Consider the following 22,695-nt stretch of genomic DNA (forward strand, 5'->3'; position numbering starts at 1 on the left):
GCACCTAGAATGCAGTTTTATGAACAAGACTGACGTTGCTGCGCAGTTAGCGAGCCTTGATGAGACGGACAAGAGACTGATTCAAGCGCTTCAGATCAACCCGCGCGCCCGGTGGGCCTCCCTCGCGCCGATCATCGGCGTCGACTCGGTCACGCTGGCCCGCCGGTGGGAACGGTTGTCCGATCACGGACTCGCGTGGGTGGCCGGGCACCCCGGGGCCGGTGCGCGGGGGCCATCGGCGATCCTCGAGATCGAAGCCGAGCCCGGCGCGACTCTGGAGATCGCGCAGACTCTCGCCGCCGACCCCGAGGCGTTCACGATCGATCACACCGCGGGAGGACGAGACCTGCTGGCCATCGTGGGTGCGAGCGATCTGGACGCGCTGAGCGAATACATCATGGGGAGAATGCGTCGACTCCCGGGCGTGCGTGCGACGCGTACTCTCCTTCTGTCCTCACCGTTCACAGACGCCGGGCAGTGGCGCCTGCGCTCCTTGTCGACCGATGAGACGTCCGCAGTCGAGCGCACCCTCGATGCGCCGACCGCGGCTCGTGGCAGGGTCGAACCGCAGCTTGAGCACGCGCTGCTGCACACGCTCGGGCAGGATGGGCGCGCCACCGTGACGAGCATTGCCAGAGAGCTGGGGGTGGGGCAACGCCGCATCCGCGAGGCGCTCGCCACACTCAGCGCTCAGGGACGCCTCGTCGTTCGCACCGAGGTTGCGCGCGCTCATTCGGGCTGGCCCGTGCACGCGTGGTACTTCCTTCGCGTTCCGGCGACCGTGGCCGAGCGTGTGGGCTCCGCCATGACGCGGCTCAGCGAAGTCCGCATGGCGGCGTCGACGATCGGCCCGTACAACCTCGTGCTGTCGGTATGGATGCGGGCACTCGCCGACGTGCAGCGACTCGAGGTAGCGATCGAGGAAGGGGTTCCCGGCGTCTCGATCGCCGACCGATCGGTGGTGTTGCAGAGCCTGAAGAAGGAGGGACGATACCTTCGGACCGGGGGGCTCGCAACCGACACCATGGTTCCCATGCTGACCTAGATACTGCGCGACGACTGCTCGTTCGGCAAGGAATCATCAACTGGACGCGCCTGACGTCCTCGCTGCCTAGCGTACGTTCCATGACGCATGCGCAGCCGATTGTCGGAGTCTTCGACCTCTTCACGGTCGGGATCGGTCCCTCGAGCTCTCACACCGTCGGCCCGATGAAGGCCGCCGCGGACTTCGCCGCGTCGCTCGAGGCACGGGACGCGCTCCCGCGTGTGTCGACCGTGCGCGTCGAGATCTTCGGCTCCCTCGCTGCAACCGGGGCGGGGCATGGCACCTTCACCGCTGTACTGCTGGGACTGACGGGAGCGCGCTCCGACGAGATCACCCCCGACGAGGTCACGGCGCGGCTTGACGAGATCACCCGTACCGGAACCGTCGAGCTCGGCGGACGGCATCCCATCCCCTGCGCGGTCGAGGACTTCATCCTGCGCCCGCTGACCATTCACCCCCGCCACCCCAACGCACTGTCGTTCACCGCCGTCGATGCGGCCGGCGACGAGCTCGCCACACAGACCTACTTCTCGGTCGGCGGCGGGTTCATCGTCCGCGAGGACGAGGACGCGGACGAGGACGCGGCCTCGGCCCCGACCACACGGTGCGATCCCCCGTTGCCGTTCTCCTCAGGGGCCGAGCTCCTGTCCAGGTGCGAGGAGACAGGACTCGCCGTGAGCGAGGTGATGCGCGAGAACGAACGCGCTCGGCGGTCTGGCGACGAGATCCATGCGGGCCTGCGGCACATCTGGGACGTGATGGAGTCGAGCGTGCGCTCATCGGTCCGGCGCGACGGCGTGCTCCCCGGCGGCCTGAAGGTGCGGCGCCGGGCGGGCGCGTGGGCGGCGCGTCTGGCCGCGGAGGATCCCGACCACGGTCACGAACACTGGCAGCAGCGCGTGAACCTCATCGCACTCGCCGTCAACGAGGAGAACGCGAGCGGTGGACGCGTGGTGACGGCACCGACCAACGGCGCGGCCGGCATCGTTCCGGCGGTGCTGTACTACGCCTTGCACTACACCCCCGCGGCCACGTCCGGCCGCGAAGGAGCGCGCGAGGACATCATCGAGAGATTCCTGCTCACTGCGGCCGCCGTCGGCTCGCTCTACAAGGCGAACGCCTCGATCTCCGGCGCCGAGGTCGGCTGCCAGGGCGAGGTCGGGTCGGCATCGTCGATGGCCGCAGCAGGCTTAGCCGAGATCCTCGGCGGCACGCCACGTCAGGTGGAGAACGCTGCCGAAATCGCCATGGAGCACAACCTCGGCCTCACCTGCGACCCGATCGGCGGGCTGGTGCAGGTCCCCTGTATCGAACGCAACGCGATCGCGGCGTCGAAAGCGATCAATGCCGCGCGAATGGCGCTGTGGGGCGACGGGGAGCACCGCGTCTCCCTCGACCAGGTGATCGCGACGATGCGCGACACCGGCGCGGACATGAGCGACAAGTACAAAGAGACGGCCCAGGGCGGACTCGCCGTCAACGTCGTCGAGTGTTGAGAGGAACACCACGCATGCATACACGCACGGTTTTCACCGGCGGGCGCGTCTTCGACGGCGTCACCACATCGGAAGCCGACGTGGCCATCGTCGGGAACCGCATCGTCGATGTCGGAGCAGGGCTGGACGGCGATGAGGCCGTCGACTGCACGGGAGCGTTCATCGCCCCCGGTCTCTTCGACTGCCACGTCCACGTCATGGTGCGCGACCTCGACGTCGCGCGCAGCGAGCAGGAGCCCTTCTCGCTCCCCTACTACGAGGCTCTGCGCAACCTCTCACTCCTCCTCGATCAGGGCATCACCTCGGCACGCGATGCGGCCGGAGCCGATGCCGGCGTCAAGCGCGCGATCGAAAAGAACCTCATCGAGGGACCGCGTCTGCAGACCGCGCTCGTCATGCTCTCCCAGACCGGTGGTCACGGCGATCTGCATCTTCCGTCAGGAGGCAGCCGCTCGATGGCGATGATGATGCCTCACCCGGGCCGCCCGCGAGGGGTCCGCGATGGAGTGGACGACGTGCGCCGCGGTGTGCGGGAGATCCTGCGAGCCGGGGCCGACGCGATCAAGGTCGCGACCACCGGCGGAGTCATGTCGACGGGAGACGACCCGCGGCACGCGCATTTCCGTGACGACGAACTCGCAGTGATCGCGGCAGAGGTAGCCGCAGCGGGGACCTATTTCTTTGCGCATGCGCAGGGCACGGAAGGGATCAAAGCGGCGTTGCGGCACGGCGCCCGCTCGATCGAACATGGGTACCACCTCGACGACGAGGCGATCGACCTCCTGCTCCGCACGGATGCGTGGCTCGTGCCGACCCTGTCAGCAACTCAGGCGATCGTGGATGCCGCCGACCGCGGGGTGCCGATACCGGCCGAGAGCCAGGCCCTCGCCCGGGAGGCTCTCGACGCCCACCGGGCGAGCTTCGCGCGAGCCGTCGACGCCGGTGTCAAAATCGCCATGGGTACCGATTCCCCGCCGTACGGCCACCCCTCTGCGAGCAACCTCGACGAACTGCTATTGATGACCCAGGCGTCCTCGATGACGCCGGCGGACGCGTGGCGCGCAGCGACGGCGAATTCCGCAGCTCTGCTGCGGAAGGACGACCTCGGCGTGCTCGCGCCCGGGAAGATCGCCGACCTCGTCGTCGTGGACGGCGAGGTCGACGATCTCCGCGGGCTGCGCACGCGCATCCGATCCGTCATTCTCGGCGGTCGACGCGTGCGGTGAGCTCAGACGTCGCACCGCACTGGGGTCGTCAGCGACTGGCACGGGTCGCTGAGGAATGCAGTGATGGCCGACGCGGCGCGAGCGGGGTGCTCGTTCTCCCACGCATGCCCGCAGCCCGCGAGTAGCAGTGCATCCGCCCGGCGGATCTCGTCGACCATCGACAGGGCGTCGTCTACGGGCACAGCGGCGTCCTCACGCCCGTGGATAACCAGCGTCCGAGCGGCGATCTCCCCGAGGCGACCGCGCGTATCGAAACCGCGAGTCGCATCGAAACGTCGCATCAACCCGTTGCCACGGTCCGTGCGCGTCGACGCTCCCTCGGTCGGCGACGCAGAGGTCGCCGACGGCACAAGGTGTGCGAGGGTCGCCCTGGCGCGCGGCTCATCGCCACGCGCGAGCGCGACGAGGAGGTCCGCGACAGGGCCGGCGGTGCGCTCGGCGCGAAACGGGGCCTGCGAGGTCGCGCCGAGCACGAGCCCTCCGAGGAGGTCGGCGTGACGGAGGGCGAAGGCCTGAGCCACCATCCCCCCGAACGACGTTCCCAGAACGTGTACGCGAGCATACCCGAGCGCCTGGATGAGTGAGGCGAGATCGTCGGCCAGATCATCGGTCGTGTAGGGCGAAGGTTCGAACACGGTCTCGCCGCGATCGCGCTGGTCATAGGTGATGACCGTGAACGATGACGTCAGGTGCGCACGAAGCCCGTCGAACAGTTCCTGCCCGACCTGGAGCCCGTGGAGAAGGAACAGCGGGGGCCCGGCACCGTCAGCACGGAACGAGGTGACTCCCGCGCCGGTGCGGATGGTCGCCGCAGCCCCCGCCATCCGGATCACCAGACCTTGCGTTCGCGCGCGTCCGCGACCAGCTCGGGAACCGGGATGAGCGTCTTGGAGGCGACGGTGGCCAGCGATTGCTGCGAGAAGTGGAATCCGAAGTCCTCGGTCACGAGCTTGCGCCACGGCCGGTTGAGGATGTTGTGCGTCGACCACCGCGCGAACCGTGGCCGCTTCATGATGTCGCGGGCGAGTTGCCAGGCCTTGGGGAGCAGTTCTTCGCGAGGCAGCACGTCGCTGACGAGACCGTACTCCAGAGCCTTGCGGGCGGGGAGGCTCGTTCCACCGTAGACGGCATAAGCGGCGCGCTTGGTACCCATCAGGTGCTGCAGGGCCAGAGCGAGTCCGTCGCCTGGGGAGGTTCCGACCATGAAATGCGGGTCCATGAAGTCCGCGTCCTCGGCGGCGAGTGTCACATCGCACATCAGGGCGAACTCCGTATGGATCCCCGGCCCGTTCACCGCAGCGATGGTGGGGATGTCGATGTTGTTCACGAAGTTCTCTATCAGCTTCCAGGCGTCGATCGTCTGCTGGAAGATGTAGTCCGGGGTCTCGTCCACGAGCGGCTTGGGCCAGGTCTGGCGGGGGTCGCCCCTGAACCAGGTGTCACCGGTTCCCGTGATGATCAGGACGTGGTTCTCGGAGTCGTTGCCGACGTCCTGCCACACCCGATTCCATGCGTTGTGCGCCGCCCAGTTGTGCACGTACGGGCCGCCGTCGGTGTGCAGGCGCAGCTCGAGGATGCCGTCTTCTCGACGCATCTCGAAGAAGTCGGCGTAGCGCTTCGAGTACTCCTCCAACGGCGTGGGCGCGACGTGACCGTCCCAACCGAAGCTCGAGGTATCAACCATGGTGAGTCCCTTCGTCGGAGCGAGCCAACCCCGCCCGTTAATGAGACACAATATCTCGATAAGCTCTCACTCACCCCGTCCGCGCAGAGAATCGCCGGGAACGCGCTCCCGCACCAAGACCTGCGAAGATTCAGGTACTCAACCAGCCTGCTCACGCCACATTCCGGCCACGACAAGCTCGACAATCGCCTGAGCATCGCTGAGCTCAAAGGGACGCTCCCGACGCAGAACGAACCACTGCACCGGCCCCACGAGCATCATGTTGACGAAGGTGGCCTCCGCAGGAGGCAACTGCCCGGCCTCCGTCGCCCGATCAAGGCGTCGTTGCAGCTCGCCGGTGCGGCGATCCAGCAGCTCCACTCCCACGCGATGCAACCCATCCCTACCGTCGGCACGGCGCAAGAGAATCTGGAGCACCGCGCGGCCGGCGGAGGTCACAGACGCCTCGGCGAACGAATGCAGGAAGTACGTCAGATCACGCACGATGTCGCCGGTATCCTCGATCTGCACCGCCGTCTCGGCGAAATGCGTCAGCACGTCACGGAAGAGATCATCGCGGTTCGGCCACCGCCGATAGACCGTCGCGCGGCCCACCTGCGCGCGGGAAGCGAGCTCCTCGTACTGCAGGCCGTCGATCCCGCTCTCGGCAACGATCTCCAGTGCCGCCATCCGCAGCCGCTCCGTGACCAGACGCGTCCGCCCGCCGGGGCGACGCGCGCGCGAGTCATCAACCGTCATGGGGCAACCCTCTCTTCCGACACGCTTCGGCGCAACCGCGAACCGCAGCAGCTGAGCAACCTCAGCCGATGTTAGCCGTTTCATTCACCCTCGACTCTCCGCACGACTTTTCCTTCGATGAGGGGCTCGAATGCGCCCGTTTCCTGCGTCCTCGACGAGCGGCAGTACCGCGCTCTCACAATGTCCAGAACATTCGCGACACCACGTCGCACCGATCTCTGGAGTGAGCCATGACACAGACCCCCTCTCGCTCGACCCGCCTCACCGAACGAGAACACGACGGATGGAGCGGACGCCTCGTCTGGTGGGTGGCGATTCTCATCGTCGCGAACACCCTCGTCGACACCGTCATCGTCGCCCCCTTGCTCGTGCTGCCGCAGATGGCCGAGTTCTTCGGCACGGACCAGAGCGCCTGGCTCAACGCCAGTGCCGTCCTAGCTGGGGCGATGTGGGCACCGCTGCTGGGCAAGAGCGCGGACATCTACGGCAAACGCCGCATCCTCGTCCTCGCACTGCTCGCCGGTGGCGTCGGTGCACTCATCTGCCTCGTCGCTCCCAGCATCGGAATCTTCCTGCTCGGCCGCGTCATCCAGGGGACCGCGGTGGGCTCGGTCTTCATCACCGTCGTCTACATCCGACAGATGTTCCCCGCCCGTGTCGGGATGACGTCCGTCGGTATCGTCACCTCCGGTTCTGCGATCCTCGGAATCGCGTCACCGTTCCTCTTCGAAGCGGTCGTCGCGGCGTTCGACTTCCGCGCGGTGTTCGTTGTGTCCGCCGCCCTCGCATTCATCGCCGCGATCGCCGTGCGCGCCTTCCTGCCCGAGTCCCCTGTTCACGCCCGCAGTCGACTCGATGTGCTCGGGGCACTCCTGCTGGGGTTCGGTCTCGCGGGCGTGCTCGCGTACATCAGCCTGGCGCCCACGGCGGGGTGGACGAGCGCCGGGCTGGTCGTGATGCTGCTGCTGGGCATCGCCCTTCTGACGACATGGGTGTTCTCGGCGCTGCGCACGCCGCAGCCCGTGGTCGATCTGCGCCGACTGACGCGACCCCTGGTCGCGACCCTGCTGGTCGTCGTGCTCGGCACCGGCGCCTACCAGGCGCTCCTGCAACTCTTGAGCATCATCGGGCAGACACCGCCCGAGGCGGGCCTGGGTTATGGTCTTGCCGGAGAATCGAGCTCACTCGGCCTCATGTTCGCGCTCCCCGCCCTGGGCGCCGCGATCGGAGGGATCTTCGCCGGCTGGCTCGGCGCTCGCATCGGCCCCGCCCGCACGCTCGCCGGAGGCGCCTTCATCGGCCTCGCAGCGGGTCTCGGGCTCCTCCTATCCACCAGTACCTTCCTGCCCGCGGCCATCTGTGCAGGCCTTCTCGGACTGACGGCCGGAGCGCTGGTCACCTCCGGCTTCAACTTCGCGACGACTCTCGTTCCGGAGGAGAGGCAGGGCGTCGTCGCCTCACTCGTACAGGTGATGCTCGGCGTCGGTGCCGTCGTGATGAACATCGTCGGAGGCAGCATCCTGAGCGCCACGGCGATCCCGGACAGTTCGACACCGTCGGCATCCGGAGTGAACATGTACATCGTCGTGATGCTCGTCGCCTTTGCCGTCGCCACGGCCATAGCTGTGGGGATCTCGACCCGAACCCGCCGAAGAAGCCTCGCCGACAGTCAGCACTGACTCGCCGAGAGCTCCACAATGTATGCAGAAGGCCCGGAGACTCTTGCGAGTTTCCGGGCCTAAATGGTCGGGCTGACAGGATTTGAACCTGCGACCCCTTGACCCCCAGTCAAGTGCGCTACCAAGCTGCGCCACAGCCCGTTGTCTTCGCTCACGCGCAGGCAACTCCACTATCTTAGCCGCACCAAGGCGCCATCGCGAACCACGACTCTTGCCCCGTGTCGTGCCCACGGCGTAGCCTGCCCGACATGTCAAAGATCACGACGGCGCTCGCGAGCCCTGACGTATGGGGCGACATCCAGGACGCGCTCAGCGGTGGTGGTGACGGCCGCAGTTGCCAGTGCGTGTGGCCGGTGCTCACCAACAAGGAGTGGGAGACCACTGACCTCGACCAGCGCACGACGCTGTTCCAGCAGGAGGTGGCATCCGATCGCCCGCCGGGAATCGTCGCCTATGTCGACGGCGATGCCGCAGGCTGGGTCCGCGTCGGCCGGCGGCCGGCGCAGCGCCGCCTCGCACGCACGCGCAACATCGTCGCCACGACCCGCGAGGCGCTCGACGACGAGAGCGTGTGGGCGGTCAGCTGCTTCGTCGTCCGCAAGGAGCACCGCGGCCAGGGCCTCAACGCCGCCCTCCTCGACGCCGCGATCGACTTCGCACGAACCTCGGGCGCCCGTGTGATCGAGGCCTACCCGATCGACACGGCCAAGACCGACGTTCGTGTGAACGACCTGTTCCACGGCGCTCTCTCCACCTTCCTCGCCGCCGGGTTCACCGAGGTACCAGGGCCGAAACCCGAACGTCCGATCGTCACCCTCCAAGTCGCCTGACCCGCCCGCTCTACGATGGAGGGATGCACCGCGGCGCCCTGACGAGAACGCTCCTCCCCTGGGCGTTCCTCCCCTACATCGCGATGTCGATCGTGCACGTCGTGGCCCTCGCTCTGCAGAGCGGCATCGCGTCGCCCACCAAACTTTGGTTGATGCCGCTCCTCGCCGTGCCTGTCATCGTCTCGCTCCGCCTGCGACCCCCTCTCGCGATCGCCCTGCTGCTCACCGCCATCGTCTTCTCGTGGCTCGGCGACGGCGCCGGCGCGTTCTTCCCAGCCGGACCGGAGCTGCCGCTCATGCTCCTGTTCTTCGGCCTCGCCCACGTCGCATACATCGTGGCTTTCATCCGTGTGCTCAGCGTGCGGCGGATGCCGTGGTGGGCGCTCGTGTACGCCGCATGGTGGATCGCCATGATCATCACGCTGGGCCCGCACACGGGCACCCTGCTCCCGGCAGTCGCCGGCTACGGCCTCGTCCTCGGCGGTACCGCCGCCTTCGCCGCACGCTGCAGCCCGCTCATCGCCACGGGCGGAGTGTTCTTCCTGCTCAGCGACACCGTGCTCGCCTTCCGACTCTTCCTCGCCGACACCATGCCGCAGTGGACCAGCCCGCTCGTGATGCTCACATACACGCTCGGGCAGGGGCTCATCGTGGCAGGAGCCCTCGTCGCACTCCGAAAGCGCAGCATCCGATGACCGCACAGAATCCGATGATGACCAGCCCGGTGCGTGTGGACAGCTGGCTGTGGGCCATCCGCGTGTACAAGACGCGCTCGGCGGCCACCACTGCATGCCGAGCGGGGCATGTACGTGTGAACGGCGACAAGGTGAAGGCAGCGCAGACGGTGAAACCGGGCGACGAGCTGCGAGTGCGCATCAGCGGCTTCGACCGCATCCTCGTCGTGCGGCAGACACTCGTGAAACGCGTCGGAGCGCCGGTTGCTGCCCTCGCCTATGACGAGCGCACGCCCCCGCGCGAGCCGCAGGCGATCATGGGCATGCGCGATCGCGGCGCAGGACGACCGACGAAGCGCGAACGGCGCGACATCGACAAGCTGCGCGGACGCGACGACCACTGACGCGCGAGCACGGCAGCTCAGCCGAGTTCGTCTCGCAGGCTCGGCCAAGCAGCGGCGAATCCCGGATGCAACGGCCGATCCGTGACCTCATCGACAGGCACCCACTCGAGCGCGACGCTCTCCGGATCGCTGATCACCGGCGTGAACGGTTCGACGACGTCGGCGACGACCGTGGTGTACGACCAGATCTTCAGATCCAGCACACTCGTGAACCGCACCTGCACGGCGCCGTCGGGTATTCCGGCCTCCTCGGTCGCCTCGCGGAGGGCACCGTCGATCGCAGACTCCCCCTCGTGCAGCGCCCCGCCGGGCAGCCCCCACGTACCGCCGAAGTGGCTCCAGCTGACGCGGTGCTGCAGCAGGATGCCGCGCGCGGCGTCCACGGCGAGAAGCCCTGCGGCGCCGAAGCGGCCCCAGTACTTCTCCCCCGTCTCGGCCACGACCCACGCGTCGCCCGGGTCGCGCGGCCCGTCGGGGCGTCGCGGTTCGCCGGGTACGGGAGGAATGATCGTCACCCCTTCAGCTTTTCACAGCATCCGGGTTCGTGCGCCGCTGACGACGCGAGACGTAACCCGTGTCTGGGACAATGAAGCGGTGAAGCTTCTCGTCGCCGCCCTCGAATCCGAACTCGTCGCCTTCTCCGAGCCGCTGGACGGCTTCGACCGTCTCGTGACCGGACCGGGCAAGCTCAAGGCCACGTACGGTCTGACCCGTGCGCTCGATGCCGGTACCTACGAGGAGATCCTCGTCGTCGGTACGGCCGGCGCGCTCGACCCCGACCTCGATGCCGGGGTCTACGAGATCGACGTCGCGTTCCAGCACGACGTGCGCGATGAGGAGGGTGTCGCCGGGCAGCATGTCTCCATGCCGCCGCGCATGATCCTCGGCAAGGGCACGATGACCATCGCGACCGGCGACAGCTTCATCGACGATGCGGATGCTGTCGTCGCCATCCGCGAACTCGGCGGTCAGCTCGTCGACATGGAGTCCTACGCGTACGCCTGGGTCGCGACACAGTTCGGCGTGCCGATCCGCATCTGGAAGGCGGTGTCCGACCGCGCCCAGGACGATGCGAACACCACCTGGAACGAGGCCGTCACCGCCTGCAGCCACCAGCTGCGCGATCGCGTCCGTGACGAGTTCGGCGTCTAGCTGACGCCCACCTCGGCCCCGGCACGCAGCCGCGCCGCAGCGAGCTCCTCCGCGGCGGCGAGCGGCGTGATCCCGCGCTCCTCCGAGTCGGCGAGGATGCGCCGCACGGTGTCGCCGATGTGCGTCACGCGGTCCATGATCTCGGCGCGCGAGCCGAGCTTCTTGGCCTCGTGATCGAGGTAGATGACGCCACCGGCGTTCACGACGAAGTCGGGGGCGTACAGGATGCCGCGCGCGGCCAGGCGGTCGGCGCCGCTGTGCGATGCGAGCGGGTTGTTCGCCGGGCCGCATACCGCCGAGGTGTCGAGCGCATCGATGACCTCGTCCGTGAGCAGCCCGCCGATGCCGGCAGGCACGAACACGTCGGACGCGACGAGGTGCTCGGTTCCCGGCTCCGCCCACGTGGCGCCGAGCTCGCCGGCGAGGTGGCGGCGTTCGGGGTTGACGTCGGTCACGGTCAGCAGTGCCCCCTCGGTGGAGAGCCGCACGGCGAGGCGTCCACCCACCTGACCGAGCCCGGAGATCGTGATGCGTCGACCCGCGACATCCGCAGATCCGGTCGTGCGCTCCAGCACCGCGCGCAGCGACTCGTACACACCGAGACTCGTGGGTCCGGCCGGCTCACCAGAGCCGCCGGCGGCATCCGGGAGCCCGACGACATGCGTCGTGCGCTCGCCGACGACCGCCATGTCGTCCATGGTCGATCCGACATCCTCCGCCGTGCGGTACAGCCCGTCGAACGACTCCACGGCGTCACCGAGGTCGAGGAATGCGGCACGACGTCGTTCCGCGTCGAGCACGGTACCCGGCTCCAGTCCGATGACAGCCTTGCCTCCACCGGCGTCCAGGCCGGCAGTCGCATTCTTCAGCGTCATCGCGGCGGAGAGCCGCAGCGCATCGCCGAGAGCATCGCTCCAATGCGGGTACGTCCACAGTCGTGCACCGCCGAGTGCGGAGCCGAGCACTGACGAGTGCAGAGCCACGGCGATGAACAGGCCGCTGCGCCGACCTGTGATCACCTCCACGCGTTCGTGGCTGAAATCGGGCAGGGGCAGGGTGTGCGTCATCGCATCCTCTTTCGGCGGGCCTTGTGGGCACGGGTACGGACGCCGTCTGATTACGGCTTCCACATCCATTGCACCACCAAGTGCGCCTCGGAGGCAACCGTCATGCGGCCGGGTGCGCGAGCGCCGCGTACTCCTGCGTCATGGGCATGTAGATCTTCTCGAAATCGTCCAGCGACGGCATCCGTTCGGCGTGCACAGCGGCCACGAGTCTGTCGAGATACCACTCCCAGCCGGGGCCGGTCTGTTCGAGCGTCTCGGGATCGACGTCCTCCTGCGTGAGGATCAGCGTGGTCGTGCCGTCGACCGCTGCGAGTTCGGCCGTGAGGGTCCAGGTACCGTACTCGTCGCTCACGCGCACCGAGAGTGCCCTCGGCGGCTCGCACCGGCGGATCTCGTACGGCACCGCCGGCATGGGCTCGGCTTCCGCGTTCATGGTCACCGAGACCGTCCCGGTGGACGGATCACCGGTCCAGGTGCCGAACCAGCGGCTCAGGCGATCGGATTCCGCGATGCTCGCCCACACGTCGTCGATCGACGTGCGGAACTGCCGCGTCAGCACCAACGTCTGCTGAGCGCCATCGAATCTTCCTGTCAGGGTCATGCGATGTCCTCCTTCGAATGAGTGGATGCGGACGCACCGCGCCGCCGATCGCGCGCGGCACGATGCACCTCGGTGTCGAGGGCATCGAGATGCTGCGTGGAGATCGGGGCGCGGCGGGCGGTGAGCGCGCCGAGCAGGTCTCTCACCTCTCCCAACGGCTCGACGTCGATCACATAGTGCCGTTCGCGCCCACTGGCCTCGGCGTGCACCAGCCCGGCATCGACGAGGATCCGCAGATGCTTGCTGATGGCCGGACGGGAGACGGCATGATCGGCCGCGAGGTCGACGACGCGCGCCGGGCCTCCGGAGAGTCGTCGGAGCAGGTCGCGACGGATGGGGTCGGCGATCGCTCCGAATACGTCCATGTCAGAACGGTAACCGATTGGTTACCGTCCTGTCCACCATCGAAACGAGATCAGCGCTGGCGCTTCTCCCGCACGCGCATGTTGATCACGATCGGCGTACCCTCGAATTCGTACAGCTCGCGCAGGCGGCGCTGGATGAAGCGGCGGTAGCCGGGGTCCAGGAAGCCGGTCGTGAACAGCACGAACGTCGGAGGACGCGTCGAGGCCTGCGTACCGAACAGGATGCGCGGCTGCTTGCCACCACGCAGCGGGTGCGGATGCTCGGCGACGAGCTCGGAGATGAAGGCGTTGAACTTGCCGGTCGGGATACGGCGATCCCAGTTCTCCAGTGCCGTCTCGAGCGCAGGGACCAGCTTGTCGAAGTGACGCCCGGTCTTGGCCGAGATGTTCACGCGGGGCGCCCACGAGACGTGCGCGAGGTCCTGCTCGATCTCGCGCTCGAGGTAGCGGCGGCGGTCGGCGTTCTCCAGATCGAGGTCGTTCAGGCGATCCCACTTGTTGAACGCCAGCACGAGGGCTCGGCCCGATTCCAGCACGAGGTCGATGATGCGCACGTCCTGCTCGCTGATCGTCTCCGAGACGTCGAGCACGACCACGGCGACCTCCGCACGCTCGAGCGCGGCGGAGGTGCGCAGCGAGGCGTAGAAGTCGGCGCCCTGCGACAGGTGCACACGGCGGCGGATGCCGGCGGTGTCGACCAGGCGCCACAGCTTGCCGCCGAGTTCGACGACCTCATCGACGGGATCGCGGGTCGTTCCTGCCAGCTCGTTCACGACGACGCGCTCTTCGCCCGCCGCCTTGTTCAGCAGCGACGACTTGCCGACGTTCGGACGACCGAGGATCGCGACGCGGCGAGGTCCGCCGATCTCGTACTTCGCGACCGACGAGATCGACGGCAGCTTCTCGAGCACGGCATCCAGCAGGTCGGCGACACCGCGGCCGTGCACGGCCGAGGTCGGGTACGGCTGGCCGAGACCGAGGCTCCACAGGGAGGCGATCTCCGGCTCCTGACGGGCGTCGTCGATCTTGTTCGCGACGAGGAACACCGTCTTGCCGCTCTTGCGCAGCAGCTTCACGACGTGCTCGTCGGTCGACGTCGCACCGACCATCGCGTCGACGACGAACAGCACCAGGTCGGACAGGTCGATCGCGACCTCCGCCTGTGCCGCCACCGAACGATCGATGCCCTTGGCATCCGGCTCCCACCCGCCGGTGTCGACCAGCGAGAATCGACGATCGTTCCATTCGCCCTTGTACGTCACGCGGTCGCGCGTGACGCCGGGAGTGTCCTCCACGACGGCCTCGCGGCGGCCGAGGATGCGGTTCACGAGCGCGGACTTGCCCACGTTCGGACGCCCGACGATCGCGATCACCGGCAGGGCGGGCAGGAACTCGATCCCGCCCTCACCCTGGGTGATGCCGGCCAGCAGCGCGGCATCGTCCTCATCCAGGTCGTAGTCGGCGAGCCCCGCGCGCAGGGCCTCAGCGCGCTGTTCGGCGAGCTGCTCGTCGAGTTCGTCCATCTTCTCGGCGAGGCGGTCGGGACCGCCCTCGTATTCTTCTTCAGCGGCCATGTTCCGCTCCTTGCTTTCGTTCGATCACCGCGAGTACGGCATCGATGGTCTGTGGGAAATCGAGGTGCGTCGAATCGACGACCTCCACGCCTTCCGCGGCGTTGAGGAAATCGACGACGGCGCTGTCCGAGGCATCGCGCTTGTGCAGCGCCTCTGCCACGACGGCGGCGTTCTCACCGGCGAGTTCGCCGGCGCGTCTGGCTGCCCGCACCTCGGGGGCGGCAGTGAGGAGGATGCGCACCGGGGCATCGGGGGCGACCACCGTGGTGATGTCGCGCCCTTCGACGACGACAGCGGGATACGCAGCCGACGCCACCAGCGAGCGGAAGAAGATGTTGACCTGCTCGCGCACGGCGGGCACGCGAGCGACACCGCTGACCGCCTCGGACACGCGCGGCTCGCGGATCGTCGCGGTGATGTCGGTGTCGCCGACGGCGACGGTGCGGTCGTCGGGGTCGAGCCCCAGGCGGAGATCGAAATCGGATGCCGCGGCGAGCACCGCATCGGCGTCATCGGTGTCGGCGCCGCGGTCGAGGACATGCCAGGCCAGCGCCCGGTACGCGGCTCCGGTGTCGAGGTAGCCGTAGCCGCGTGAACGGGCCACTTCCTTCGACACGCTCGACTTTCCCGACCCAGCGGGTCCGTCGATCGCGATGAACTCACTCATTGGTCGCTCCTGCAATCCGCCATCCGCGCTCCTGCAGTCCGTCGATCGCACCGCGCAGCGCGGCAGGGGCCACGCTGATCTCCGCGAGTCCGAACTGTGCGCCAGGCGAATGCTCCAGGCGCAGGTCTTCCACGTTCACTCCGAGCTCGCCGAGTTCGCCGAACAGGCGGCCGAGCTGACCGGCCGTGTCGTCGACCATGACGACGAGCTGCTCGAATCTGCGGTTCTGGCCGTGCTTGCCCGGCAGCCGCTCCACGCCGTCGTTGCCCTGGCGGATCGCCTCGGCGACGACGCGTCTCGCGCCGGGTTCAGCGGGTGCGCGCAACGCGTCAGACACCTCACGCAGGTCGTCGGCGAGGGCATCGAGGATCTCGACGACGGGCTGCGCGTTGGCGCCGAGGATCTGCACCCACAGTTCCGGAGCGGATGCCGCGATGCGGGTCGTGTCGCGCACGCCCTGTCCTGCCAGGCGCAGCGCCCCCTCGTCGGCCGTCGCGAAACGTCCGGCGAGCAGACTGGCCACGACCTGCGGCACGTGCGAGGTGAGAGCGACGGAGCTGTCGTGCTCTTCCGGCGTCATCTCCAGCGGCATTGCTCCGACATCCAGTGCGAGCGCCTCCACGAGTGCGAGGTCGACCGCGCGGGTCTCCTCATCGCGGCAGACGACCCATGGCCGGCCGATGAAGAGGTCTGCACGTGCCGAGATCGCTCCCCCGCGCTCGCGGCCCGCGAGCGGGTGCGAGCCGATGTAGCGGGCGATGTCGACTCCGCGTTCCTTCAGCGCACGGAACGGCTCGAGCTTGACGCTCGCGACGTCGGTGACGACCGCACCCGGGAAGTGCGCGAGCTCTGCGGCGATCACGTCGGCGGTGACGTCCGGCGGCACGGACACGACGATGAGCGCCGGCGCATCGTCGTCCTGCGCGGCGCGTCCCGCGCCGTAGTCGATCGCCAGGCGCAGCTGTGCCGGCGACGTGTCGGACAGCACGACGTCGACGCCCTTGGCGCGCAGGGCGAGTCCGATGCTCGCGCCGAGAAGGCCTGCGCCGACGATGCGGACCGTCCCCGAGAGCCGCGGCGCGATGCCGCTGCCAATGGTTCTGGCCGTGTCGCTCACTCGGTCTCCTGGGCGTCTCCCGGCGTAGCGTCCGCAGGGGAATCGTGGCGCGCGAGAGTCAACAGCGCACCACGTTCGATTTTACTCAGTTCTCGCGTCTTCCCCGCAGGGAGCGTTCCCAGGTGGAGCGGGCCGAACTGGCGGCGCACGAGTTCAGTGACCGGGTGGCCGACCGCGGCCATCATCCGGCGCACGATCCGGTTGCGCCCGGAGTGCAGGGTGAGCTCGACGAGGCTCGATTCCGTGCCGACCTTCGACGTGTCGAGCAGGCGTGCCTTGTCGGCCTTGATCGGGCCGTCTTCCAGGTCGAAACCCTTCGTCAGCTTCGCGATCGTCTGCGCGGTGACGATGCCCTCGACCTTCGCGATGTAGACCTTGGTTACCCCGAACGACGGATGCGCGAGCACATGCGCGAGCTCGCCGTCGTTGGTGAGGATCAGCAGACCACTCGTCTCGGCGTCAAGGCGACCGACGTTGTACAGCCGTTCCTCGTAGTCGTTCGTGAAGCGGCGGAGGTCGGGTCGTCCGTTCTCATCCTTCATGGTGCTCACGACGCCGGTGGGCTTGTTCAGCATGACGTAGCGCTTGGAGACGTCGAGCTGGATCGCCGTGCCGTCGACGTCGACCAGGTCGGTCTCCGGATCGATGCGCCGCCCGAGCTCTTCGACGACCTCGCCGTTGACGCGGATGCGGCCTTCCACGATGTACTGCTCGACGACGCGTCGGGATGCGACCCCTGCGGCGGCGAGCACCTTCTGGAGCCGGACGCCTTCAGGGGCTGCACCGGGGGTGGGTGTGGAATCGTTCATCGGATGGTTCCTTCGTCGAATCCGTCTGCACCGTCGTCGAGCAGCGGAGAGATCGGGGGCAGCTCGTCGAGCGAGTTGATGCCGAGGTTCTGCAGCAGCGCGTCTGTCGTGCCGTAGTTGATGGCGCCGGTCTCGGAGTCGGCGAACAGCTCGGTGATGAGTCCGCGTGCGAGCAGCGTGCGCACGACCGAATCGACGTTCACGGCGCGGATCGACGCCACCTGGCTGCGCGTGACCGGCTGCTTGTACGCGATCACCGCGAGCGTCTCGAGCGCGGCCTGCGACAGCCGTGCGGGAGCCTGACCGCCGACGAACTCCGCGACCAGACCGTCGTGGTCGTCGCGCACGTACAGCCGCCAGCCGCCGCCGACCTCACGCAGTTCGAAACCGCGACGTGGCCCGTGCCCGTTGCCGTCGTAGTCATCGACGAGCGTCTCGATCGCCTGGCGGACGGCGGGAACCGGCGCTCCGACCGCTGCGGCCAGGGCGACGAGACCGAGCGGTTCGTCGATGATCAGCAGGATGGCCTCGAGCTTCTCGGTCAGCGGCGTCTCGGTGACGGTGTCCGCGGTCGTCTCATCGGTCATAGTCGGCCCCCAGGCTCGCGAGTGTCTCGTCCGACCAGGAGTCGGCGGCCCAGCGCAGCGTCAGCTCGCCGAGCGGTTCCAGTTGTTCGAAAGACAGCGCGGCGTGCCGGTAGAGCTCGAGCACCGAGATGAACCGCGCCACCACGATGCCCGGTTCCGAGGACCCGGCGATCAGCTCACGGAAGGTCAGCGACTCGGCGCTGCGCAGCAGCGTCACCACGATCGCCGCCTGTTCCCGGATGCTGACCAGCGGCGCGTGCAGATGATCGAGGCCGACGTTGGGGATCTCCTTGGGCGCGAACGCCAGCAGCGCGATGGCGGCGAAGTCGTCCACGCTCAGGGTCCACACCAGCTCCGGCGTCTGCGCGCGGTGCTTCTCGTCCAGGCGGACCGCCCGCACGTGGCGTCGATCCTCGCGCTGCAGGCAGCGCGCGAACCACGTCGAGACCTCCTTGAACGCGCGGTACTGCAGAAGACGCGCGAACAGCAGGTCGCGTGCCTCGAGCAGCGCGACGGCCTCGGCGTCGACGAGCTCGCCCTGGGGCAGGAGACCGGCGACCTTCATGTCGAGCAGAGTCGCTGCGACGACGAGGAACTCGGATGCCTGGTCGAGCTCCTGATCGTCGCCGTCGATCTCCTTCAGATAGGCGATGAACTCGTTCGTGACCGCGCTCAGAGACACCTCGGTGATGTCCATCTCGTGCTTCGAGATGAGATTCAGCAGCAGGTCGAACGGGCCGTCGAAGTTCGTCAGCGAGACGCGGAACCCGGTTTCAGGCTCTACAGGCTCAGCGGGCTCGATCTCACGCGACGGCGCCACGGGCGACCAGCTCCCGCGCCAGTCGCAGGTACGCCTGTGCGGCGGCATGCTCCGGCGCGAACTCGGTGATGGGCACCCCTGACACCGACGCGTCGGGGAACTTCACGGTACGACCGATCACGGTCTCCAGCACGTCGTCTCCGAAGGCTTCCACCACGCGCTCGAGCACCTCACGCGAGTGCAGCGTGCGCGCGTCGTACATCGTCGCGAGCAGCCCGTCGAGCTTGATGTCGGGGTTGAGGCGGTCGCGCACCTTCTCGATCGTCTCGATGAGCAGCGCCACGCCTCTGAGGGCGAAGAACTCGCACTCCAGCGGGATGAGCACGCCATGGCTGGCCGTCAGTGCATTGACGGTGAGAAGGCCGAGGGAAGGCTGGCAGTCGATGAGGATGACGTCGTACTCCCCCGCGACCTGTCGCAGCACGCGCGCGAGGATCGTCTCGCGGGCGACCTCGTTGACCAGGTGCACCTCGGCGGCCGACAGGTCGATGTTCGCGGGCAGGACGTCAAGACCGTCGACGCCGCTGGGCACGATCACGTCGTGCACGTCGCGCTTGGTGTCGAGCAGCAGATCGTAGATCGTGGGCACGTCGTGGGTCTGGATGCCGAGTCCGGCGGACAGCGCGCCCTGCGGGTCGAAGTCGACGGCGAGCACCTTGCGGCCGTACTCTGCGAGGGCCGCGGCGAGGTTGATCGACGTGGTCGTCTTGCCGACGCCGCCCTTCTGGTTGCACAGCGCGATGATGCGTGCAGGCCCGTGCGAGCCGAGTGGGGCCGGGGTCGGGAAGCCGTGATACGGACGCCCAGTGGGTCCCATCGGGGTGTCGCCGATGTTCGACGTCTTGCCCTTGGACTTCGCCACTTTCTGAGCCACCGATTCTCCTGCTTCCGTCGTGCTTGGTCGATTGTAGCGATTTACGCATGAGTACGCCCGGTGCGGCCCCGGCGATCCCGCGTAATCGCGCCCTCAGCGCGCGCGCGGGTGCGAGGTCGCGTAGATGTCGCGCAGCGTGTCGACCGACACGTGCGTGTAGATCTGAGTGGTCGCGACCGACGCGTGACCGAGCAGTTCCTGCACCACGCGCACGTCCGCACCGCCCTGGAGCAGGTGGGTCGCGAACGAGTGGCGCAGCGTGTGCGGTGAGACCTCTGACGTGACGTGCGCGGCGTCGGCGGCCGCACGGATCACCAGCCAGGCGCTCTGACGCGACAGCGGAGCACCGCGCGCCCCGAGGAAGAGCCGGGCGGACGCCTTGCCCTTGGCGGCGAGGGCCGGCCTCACACGGGTGAGGTACGCGTCGACGGCATCCCGCGCGAACGAGCCGATCGGCACGATGCGCTCCTTCGAGCCCTTGCCGCGCAGGCGCAGCACATCGCCGTGCGCGAGGTCGTCGACGTCGAGGCCCACAGCCTCCGACACGCGCGCGCCGGTCGCGTAGAGCAGCTCGAGCAGTGCGCGGTCTCGGATGCCGATGGGCTCCTCGGCGGACGGTGCGGCCAGCAGCCGCTCGACCTGATCGATCGTCAGCGCCTTCGGCAGCCGTTGCGGCATCTTGGGCGGCCGGAGTCTGCCGGTCGGATCCTCCGTCTCGATCCCCTCACGCACCAGATAGCGATGCAGACCGCGCACCGACGACTGCAGACGGGCCAGGCTCGTCGCCGCCGGCGGAGGCACCATGCTCGAACGGTCGGAGATGAAACGGCTGATGATCGCGCCCGTCACGGCGGTCGTGTCGTCGATGCCCGCCTCGGTCAGCCATCCGAGGTAGACGTCGAGATCCCGACGGTACGCCCCGACCGTGTGCTCCGAGAGACCGCGCTCGATCGTGACGTGCCTGAGGTACGCGTCGATCGCACGATCCAGCCGCACGGTCAGTCGCGCAATCTCCGCTCGGCTGCGAGCACGCCGAGCGAGAGGATGCCGTTGCGCAGTCTCCCCTCGAGCACGGCATCGACCGCATCGGAGAGCGGAACCCACTCGACGCGGATGTCGGCTTCCTCGTCCTCGCGGGCGTAGACGGCGGACGCGTCTTCGATCCCGGTCGCGAGATAGATGCGGATCAGTTCGTTGTTGCCGCCAGGGGTCGTCCAGGTGGACACCAGCAGTTCCCAGTCGCGTGCGGCGAGGTCGGCTTCCTCCGCCAGTTCGCGCTGCGCGGCGACGAGAGGATCCTCACCCTCGATGTCGAGCAGTCCGGCAGGAAGCTCCCAATCGCGGTGACGGATCGGATGCCGGTACTGCTGGATCAGCAGCACCCTGCCCGCGTCGTCGAGAGCGAGCACGGCGACAGCGCCGGTGTGATCCACGTACTCGCGGATGATCTCGCCGTCGCCGTACGCGACATGATCGGAGCGCACGTCCCAGACCCAGCCCTTGTAGACGACGTCGCTGCTGACGACCTCCGGCTCGAAGAGCTCATCGCGCAGCGCGGACGTGCCGCCCTGGTTCTCAGTCATCGGCCGAAACGTCGAAGAGCTCGCTGGAACGGTGCCGCTCGATCGCGGCCCCGATCAGCCCGCGGAACAGCGGGTGCGGTGCGGTCGGACGAGAGCGCAGCTCGGGGTGCGCCTGCGTGGCGATGTAGTAGGGGTGAACGTCGCGGGGAAGCTCGACGTACTCCACGAGGTCGAGGGCGGGGTTCAGGCCGGAGAAGACGAGCCCCGCATCGGACAGGCGGTCGCGGTACGTGTTGTTGACCTCGTAGCGGTGGCGGTGACGCTCGGATGCCTGCGCGGTGCCGTACAGCTCGCGCGCGAGCGTTCCTTCGCCCAGCTCCGCCTCGTAGAGCCCGAGGCGCATGGTGCCGCCGAGGTCGCCGCCGTCGAGGATCTCGACCTGCTCGGCCATCGTCGCGATGACGGGCTCCGAGGTCTCGGGGTCGAACTCGCTCGAGGAGGCACCGGCGATGCCTGCGACGTTGCGGCCGTACTCGATGACCATGCACTGCAGTCCGAGGCAGAGGCCGAGCGTCGGGATGCCCTGCTCGCGGGCGAACTTCAACGCGCCGAGCTTGCCCTCGATGCCGCGGATGCCGAATCCACCTGGCACGCAGATGCCGTCGACGTCGGACAGCGCCTTGGCCGCACCCTCCGGCGTCTCGCAGGAGTCGGACGGGATCCAGCGGATGCTGACGTGCGCCTCGTGGGCGAACCCGCCGGCGCGCAGCGCCTCGGTGACCGAGAGGTAGGCGTCCGGCAGGTCGATGTACTTGCCGACCAGGCCGATCGTGACCTCGTGCTTCGGATTGTGCACGGCCTGCAGGACCTTCTGCCAGCGCGACCAGTCGACCTCCGGTGCGGCCTTGGTGTCGAGTCCGAGCCTGCGCACGATGTAGGAGTCGAGGCCCTGGTCGTTCAGCGTCGACGGGATGTCGTAGATGCTGGGCAGGTCGACGGTGTTGATGACGCCTTCGACGTCGACGTCGCACATCAGCGCGATCTTGTTGCGGTTGCTCTCGCTCACCGGACGATCGCTGCGCAGCACCAGCGCGTCGGGCTGGATGCCGACCTGGCGGAGGGCCGCGACGGAGTGCTGCGTCGGCTTGGTCTTCTGCTCGCCGGAGGCCCCCATGAAGGGAACGAGCGAGACGTGCACGAAGAACACGCTGTCGCGGCCGAGCTCATGGCGCAGCTGGCGTGCCGATTCCAGGAAGGGCTGCGACTCGATGTCGCCGACCGTGCCGCCGACCTCGGTGATGATGACGTCGGGACGCGGCTCCTCGGTCGCCTGCAGACGCATGCGGCGCTTGATCTCGTCTGTGATGTGCGGGATGACCTGCACGGTGTCTCCGAGGTACTCGCCGCGGCGCTCGCGCGCGATCACCTGCGAGTAGATCTGGCCGGTCGTCACGTTGGCGGCCTGCGACAGGTTGATGTCGAGGAAGCGCTCGTAGTGACCGATGTCGAGGTCGGTCTCAGCGCCGTCGTCGGTGACGAACACCTCACCGTGCTGGAACGGGTTCATGGTGCCGGGATCGACGTTCAGATACGGGTCGAGCTTCTGCATGACGACGCGCAATCCGCGTGCGGTGAGCAGGTTTCCCAGGCTGGCGGCTGTGAGCCCCTTGCCCAAAGACGAAACGACACCACCGGTCACGAAGATGTGCTTGGTCGTGTCGTTCTTGGGCCCCGCGTCAGAAGAGTTCATCACGGGCTTCGAT

General features: G+C 67.9%; 25 protein-coding genes and 1 tRNA gene. 8 read left to right on the plus strand and 18 right to left on the minus strand.

Annotation, left to right across the window (positions count from 1 at the left end; all coding sequences use genetic code 11):
• Window positions 1-19 precede the first annotated feature (19 nt).
• The 3 genes from ACYVG2_RS18715 (at window position 20) to ACYVG2_RS18725 (ending at window position 3,767) form a co-directional block, all read left to right on the plus strand.
• Window positions 20-1,045: an Lrp/AsnC family transcriptional regulator gene (locus tag ACYVG2_RS18715; RefSeq protein ID WP_460782370.1), complete on the plus strand. Its 1,026-nt coding sequence runs from the start codon at window positions 20-22 to the stop codon at window positions 1,043-1,045.
• 80 nt (window positions 1,046-1,125) lie between these two features.
• Window positions 1,126-2,541 (plus strand): L-serine ammonia-lyase, encoded by a 1,416-nt coding sequence (locus ACYVG2_RS18720; RefSeq protein WP_460782371.1) that lies wholly within the window; start codon window positions 1,126-1,128, stop codon window positions 2,539-2,541.
• 14 nt (window positions 2,542-2,555) lie between these two features.
• On the plus strand, window positions 2,556-3,767 hold the full coding sequence (locus ACYVG2_RS18725) for a metal-dependent hydrolase family protein (RefSeq protein WP_460782372.1): 1,212 nt from the start codon (window positions 2,556-2,558) through the stop codon (window positions 3,765-3,767).
• 2 nt (window positions 3,768-3,769) lie between these two features.
• Here ACYVG2_RS18725 and ACYVG2_RS18730 read toward each other — a convergent pair whose 3' ends face one another.
• The 3 genes from ACYVG2_RS18730 to ACYVG2_RS18740 all read right to left on the minus strand — a co-directional run bounded on the left by ACYVG2_RS18730 (window position 3,770) and on the right by ACYVG2_RS18740 (window position 6,189).
• Window positions 3,770-4,591, minus strand: a complete 822-nt coding sequence (locus ACYVG2_RS18730) for an alpha/beta fold hydrolase (RefSeq protein WP_460782373.1) — start codon at window positions 4,589-4,591, stop codon at window positions 3,770-3,772.
• A 5-nt stretch (window positions 4,592-4,596) separates the two neighbouring features.
• A complete protein-coding gene (locus tag ACYVG2_RS18735; RefSeq protein WP_460782374.1) occupies window positions 4,597-5,451 on the minus strand; it encodes an enoyl-CoA hydratase/isomerase family protein in 855 nt (284 codons plus the stop codon).
• 138 nt (window positions 5,452-5,589) lie between these two features.
• The gene (locus ACYVG2_RS18740; protein ID WP_460782375.1) at window positions 5,590-6,189 is read right to left on the minus strand and encodes a TetR/AcrR family transcriptional regulator; all 600 of its coding nucleotides are present in this window, start codon (window positions 6,187-6,189) and stop codon (window positions 5,590-5,592) included.
• Window positions 6,190-6,419: 230 nt separating this feature from the next.
• Between ACYVG2_RS18740 and ACYVG2_RS18745 the strand changes: the two genes are divergently transcribed.
• The gene (locus tag ACYVG2_RS18745) at window positions 6,420-7,868 is read left to right on the plus strand and encodes an MFS transporter (protein WP_460782376.1); all 1,449 of its coding nucleotides are present in this window, start codon (window positions 6,420-6,422) and stop codon (window positions 7,866-7,868) included.
• Window positions 7,869-7,932: 64 nt separating this feature from the next.
• Here the strand turns inward: ACYVG2_RS18745 and ACYVG2_RS18750 are convergent.
• A tRNA-Pro gene (locus ACYVG2_RS18750) sits at window positions 7,933-8,009 on the minus strand.
• A gap of 107 nt (window positions 8,010-8,116) precedes the next feature.
• Here ACYVG2_RS18750 and ACYVG2_RS18755 point away from each other — a divergent pair.
• From ACYVG2_RS18755 to ACYVG2_RS18765, 3 genes are read left to right on the plus strand one after another with little or no spacing between them, the layout of a single operon-like run.
• Window positions 8,117-8,698 (plus strand): GNAT family N-acetyltransferase, encoded by a 582-nt coding sequence (locus ACYVG2_RS18755; protein WP_460782377.1) that lies wholly within the window; start codon window positions 8,117-8,119, stop codon window positions 8,696-8,698.
• 23 nt (window positions 8,699-8,721) lie between these two features.
• Window positions 8,722-9,393, plus strand: a complete 672-nt coding sequence (locus ACYVG2_RS18760; protein WP_460782378.1) for a lysoplasmalogenase family protein — start codon at window positions 8,722-8,724, stop codon at window positions 9,391-9,393.
• 17 nt (window positions 9,394-9,410) lie between these two features.
• On the plus strand, window positions 9,411-9,776 hold the full coding sequence (locus tag ACYVG2_RS18765) for an RNA-binding S4 domain-containing protein (RefSeq protein ID WP_448966114.1): 366 nt from the start codon (window positions 9,411-9,413) through the stop codon (window positions 9,774-9,776).
• A gap of 17 nt (window positions 9,777-9,793) precedes the next feature.
• Here ACYVG2_RS18765 and ACYVG2_RS18770 read toward each other — a convergent pair whose 3' ends face one another.
• Window positions 9,794-10,291, minus strand: a complete 498-nt coding sequence (locus ACYVG2_RS18770) for an NUDIX domain-containing protein (protein WP_460782379.1) — start codon at window positions 10,289-10,291, stop codon at window positions 9,794-9,796.
• A gap of 79 nt (window positions 10,292-10,370) precedes the next feature.
• Between ACYVG2_RS18770 and ACYVG2_RS18775 the strand changes: the two genes are divergently transcribed.
• Window positions 10,371-10,928 carry a phosphorylase family protein gene (locus ACYVG2_RS18775; protein ID WP_460782380.1) on the plus strand — a complete coding sequence of 186 codons (558 nt, stop codon included), beginning with the start codon at window positions 10,371-10,373 and terminating at the stop codon, window positions 10,926-10,928.
• Here the strand turns inward: ACYVG2_RS18775 and ACYVG2_RS18780 are convergent.
• From ACYVG2_RS18780 to ACYVG2_RS18840, 13 genes are all read right to left on the minus strand, one after another.
• A complete protein-coding gene (locus ACYVG2_RS18780) occupies window positions 10,925-11,995 on the minus strand; it encodes a Glu/Leu/Phe/Val dehydrogenase family protein (protein ID WP_460782381.1) in 1,071 nt (356 codons plus the stop codon). The two genes, ACYVG2_RS18775 and ACYVG2_RS18780, sit on opposite strands and share 4 nt — an antisense overlap.
• A 100-nt stretch (window positions 11,996-12,095) precedes the next feature.
• The gene (locus ACYVG2_RS18785; RefSeq protein ID WP_460782382.1) at window positions 12,096-12,596 is read right to left on the minus strand and encodes an SRPBCC domain-containing protein; all 501 of its coding nucleotides are present in this window, start codon (window positions 12,594-12,596) and stop codon (window positions 12,096-12,098) included.
• The gene (locus ACYVG2_RS18790; RefSeq protein ID WP_448966119.1) at window positions 12,593-12,961 is read right to left on the minus strand and encodes an ArsR/SmtB family transcription factor; all 369 of its coding nucleotides are present in this window, start codon (window positions 12,959-12,961) and stop codon (window positions 12,593-12,595) included. The genes ACYVG2_RS18785 and ACYVG2_RS18790 overlap by 4 nt, the downstream gene beginning before the upstream one ends.
• A gap of 50 nt (window positions 12,962-13,011) precedes the next feature.
• Entirely contained in the window at window positions 13,012-14,535 is a 1,524-nt protein-coding gene (gene der, locus ACYVG2_RS18795) for a ribosome biogenesis GTPase Der (protein WP_460782383.1), read from the minus strand.
• Complete coding sequence (gene cmk / locus ACYVG2_RS18800) at window positions 14,525-15,202, minus strand: (d)CMP kinase (RefSeq protein ID WP_460782384.1); 678 nt, start codon at window positions 15,200-15,202, stop codon at window positions 14,525-14,527. The genes der and cmk overlap by 11 nt, the downstream gene beginning before the upstream one ends.
• Entirely contained in the window at window positions 15,195-16,319 is a 1,125-nt protein-coding gene (locus ACYVG2_RS18805; protein ID WP_460782385.1) for a prephenate dehydrogenase, read from the minus strand. The genes cmk and ACYVG2_RS18805 overlap by 8 nt, the downstream gene beginning before the upstream one ends.
• Window positions 16,316-17,128: a pseudouridine synthase gene (locus ACYVG2_RS18810; protein WP_460782386.1), complete on the minus strand. Its 813-nt coding sequence runs from the start codon at window positions 17,126-17,128 to the stop codon at window positions 16,316-16,318. The genes ACYVG2_RS18805 and ACYVG2_RS18810 overlap by 4 nt, the downstream gene beginning before the upstream one ends.
• A complete protein-coding gene (gene scpB / locus ACYVG2_RS18815) occupies window positions 17,125-17,715 on the minus strand; it encodes an SMC-Scp complex subunit ScpB (RefSeq protein ID WP_460782388.1) in 591 nt (196 codons plus the stop codon). Before scpB ends, ACYVG2_RS18810 begins: the two co-directional genes overlap by 4 nt.
• Window positions 17,705-18,535 carry a segregation and condensation protein A gene (locus ACYVG2_RS18820; protein ID WP_460782390.1) on the minus strand — a complete coding sequence of 277 codons (831 nt, stop codon included), beginning with the start codon at window positions 18,533-18,535 and terminating at the stop codon, window positions 17,705-17,707. The genes scpB and ACYVG2_RS18820 overlap by 11 nt, the downstream gene beginning before the upstream one ends.
• Complete coding sequence (locus ACYVG2_RS18825; protein ID WP_448966173.1) at window positions 18,519-19,352, minus strand: ParA family protein; 834 nt, start codon at window positions 19,350-19,352, stop codon at window positions 18,519-18,521. Before ACYVG2_RS18825 ends, ACYVG2_RS18820 begins: the two co-directional genes overlap by 17 nt.
• 150 nt (window positions 19,353-19,502) lie before the next feature.
• Window positions 19,503-20,405, minus strand: a complete 903-nt coding sequence (gene xerD, locus ACYVG2_RS18830) for a site-specific tyrosine recombinase XerD (RefSeq protein WP_448966126.1) — start codon at window positions 20,403-20,405, stop codon at window positions 19,503-19,505.
• Between the two features lie 2 nt (window positions 20,406-20,407).
• Entirely contained in the window at window positions 20,408-20,992 is a 585-nt protein-coding gene (locus ACYVG2_RS18835; RefSeq protein WP_460782391.1) for an NUDIX domain-containing protein, read from the minus strand.
• Window positions 20,985-22,682, minus strand: coding sequence for a CTP synthase (locus ACYVG2_RS18840; protein ID WP_460782392.1), 1,698 nt, complete (start codon window positions 22,680-22,682; stop codon window positions 20,985-20,987). Before ACYVG2_RS18840 ends, ACYVG2_RS18835 begins: the two co-directional genes overlap by 8 nt.
• Between the last annotated feature and the right edge of the window lie 13 nt (window positions 22,683-22,695).

The organism is Microbacterium shaanxiense (genome assembly GCF_054779995.1).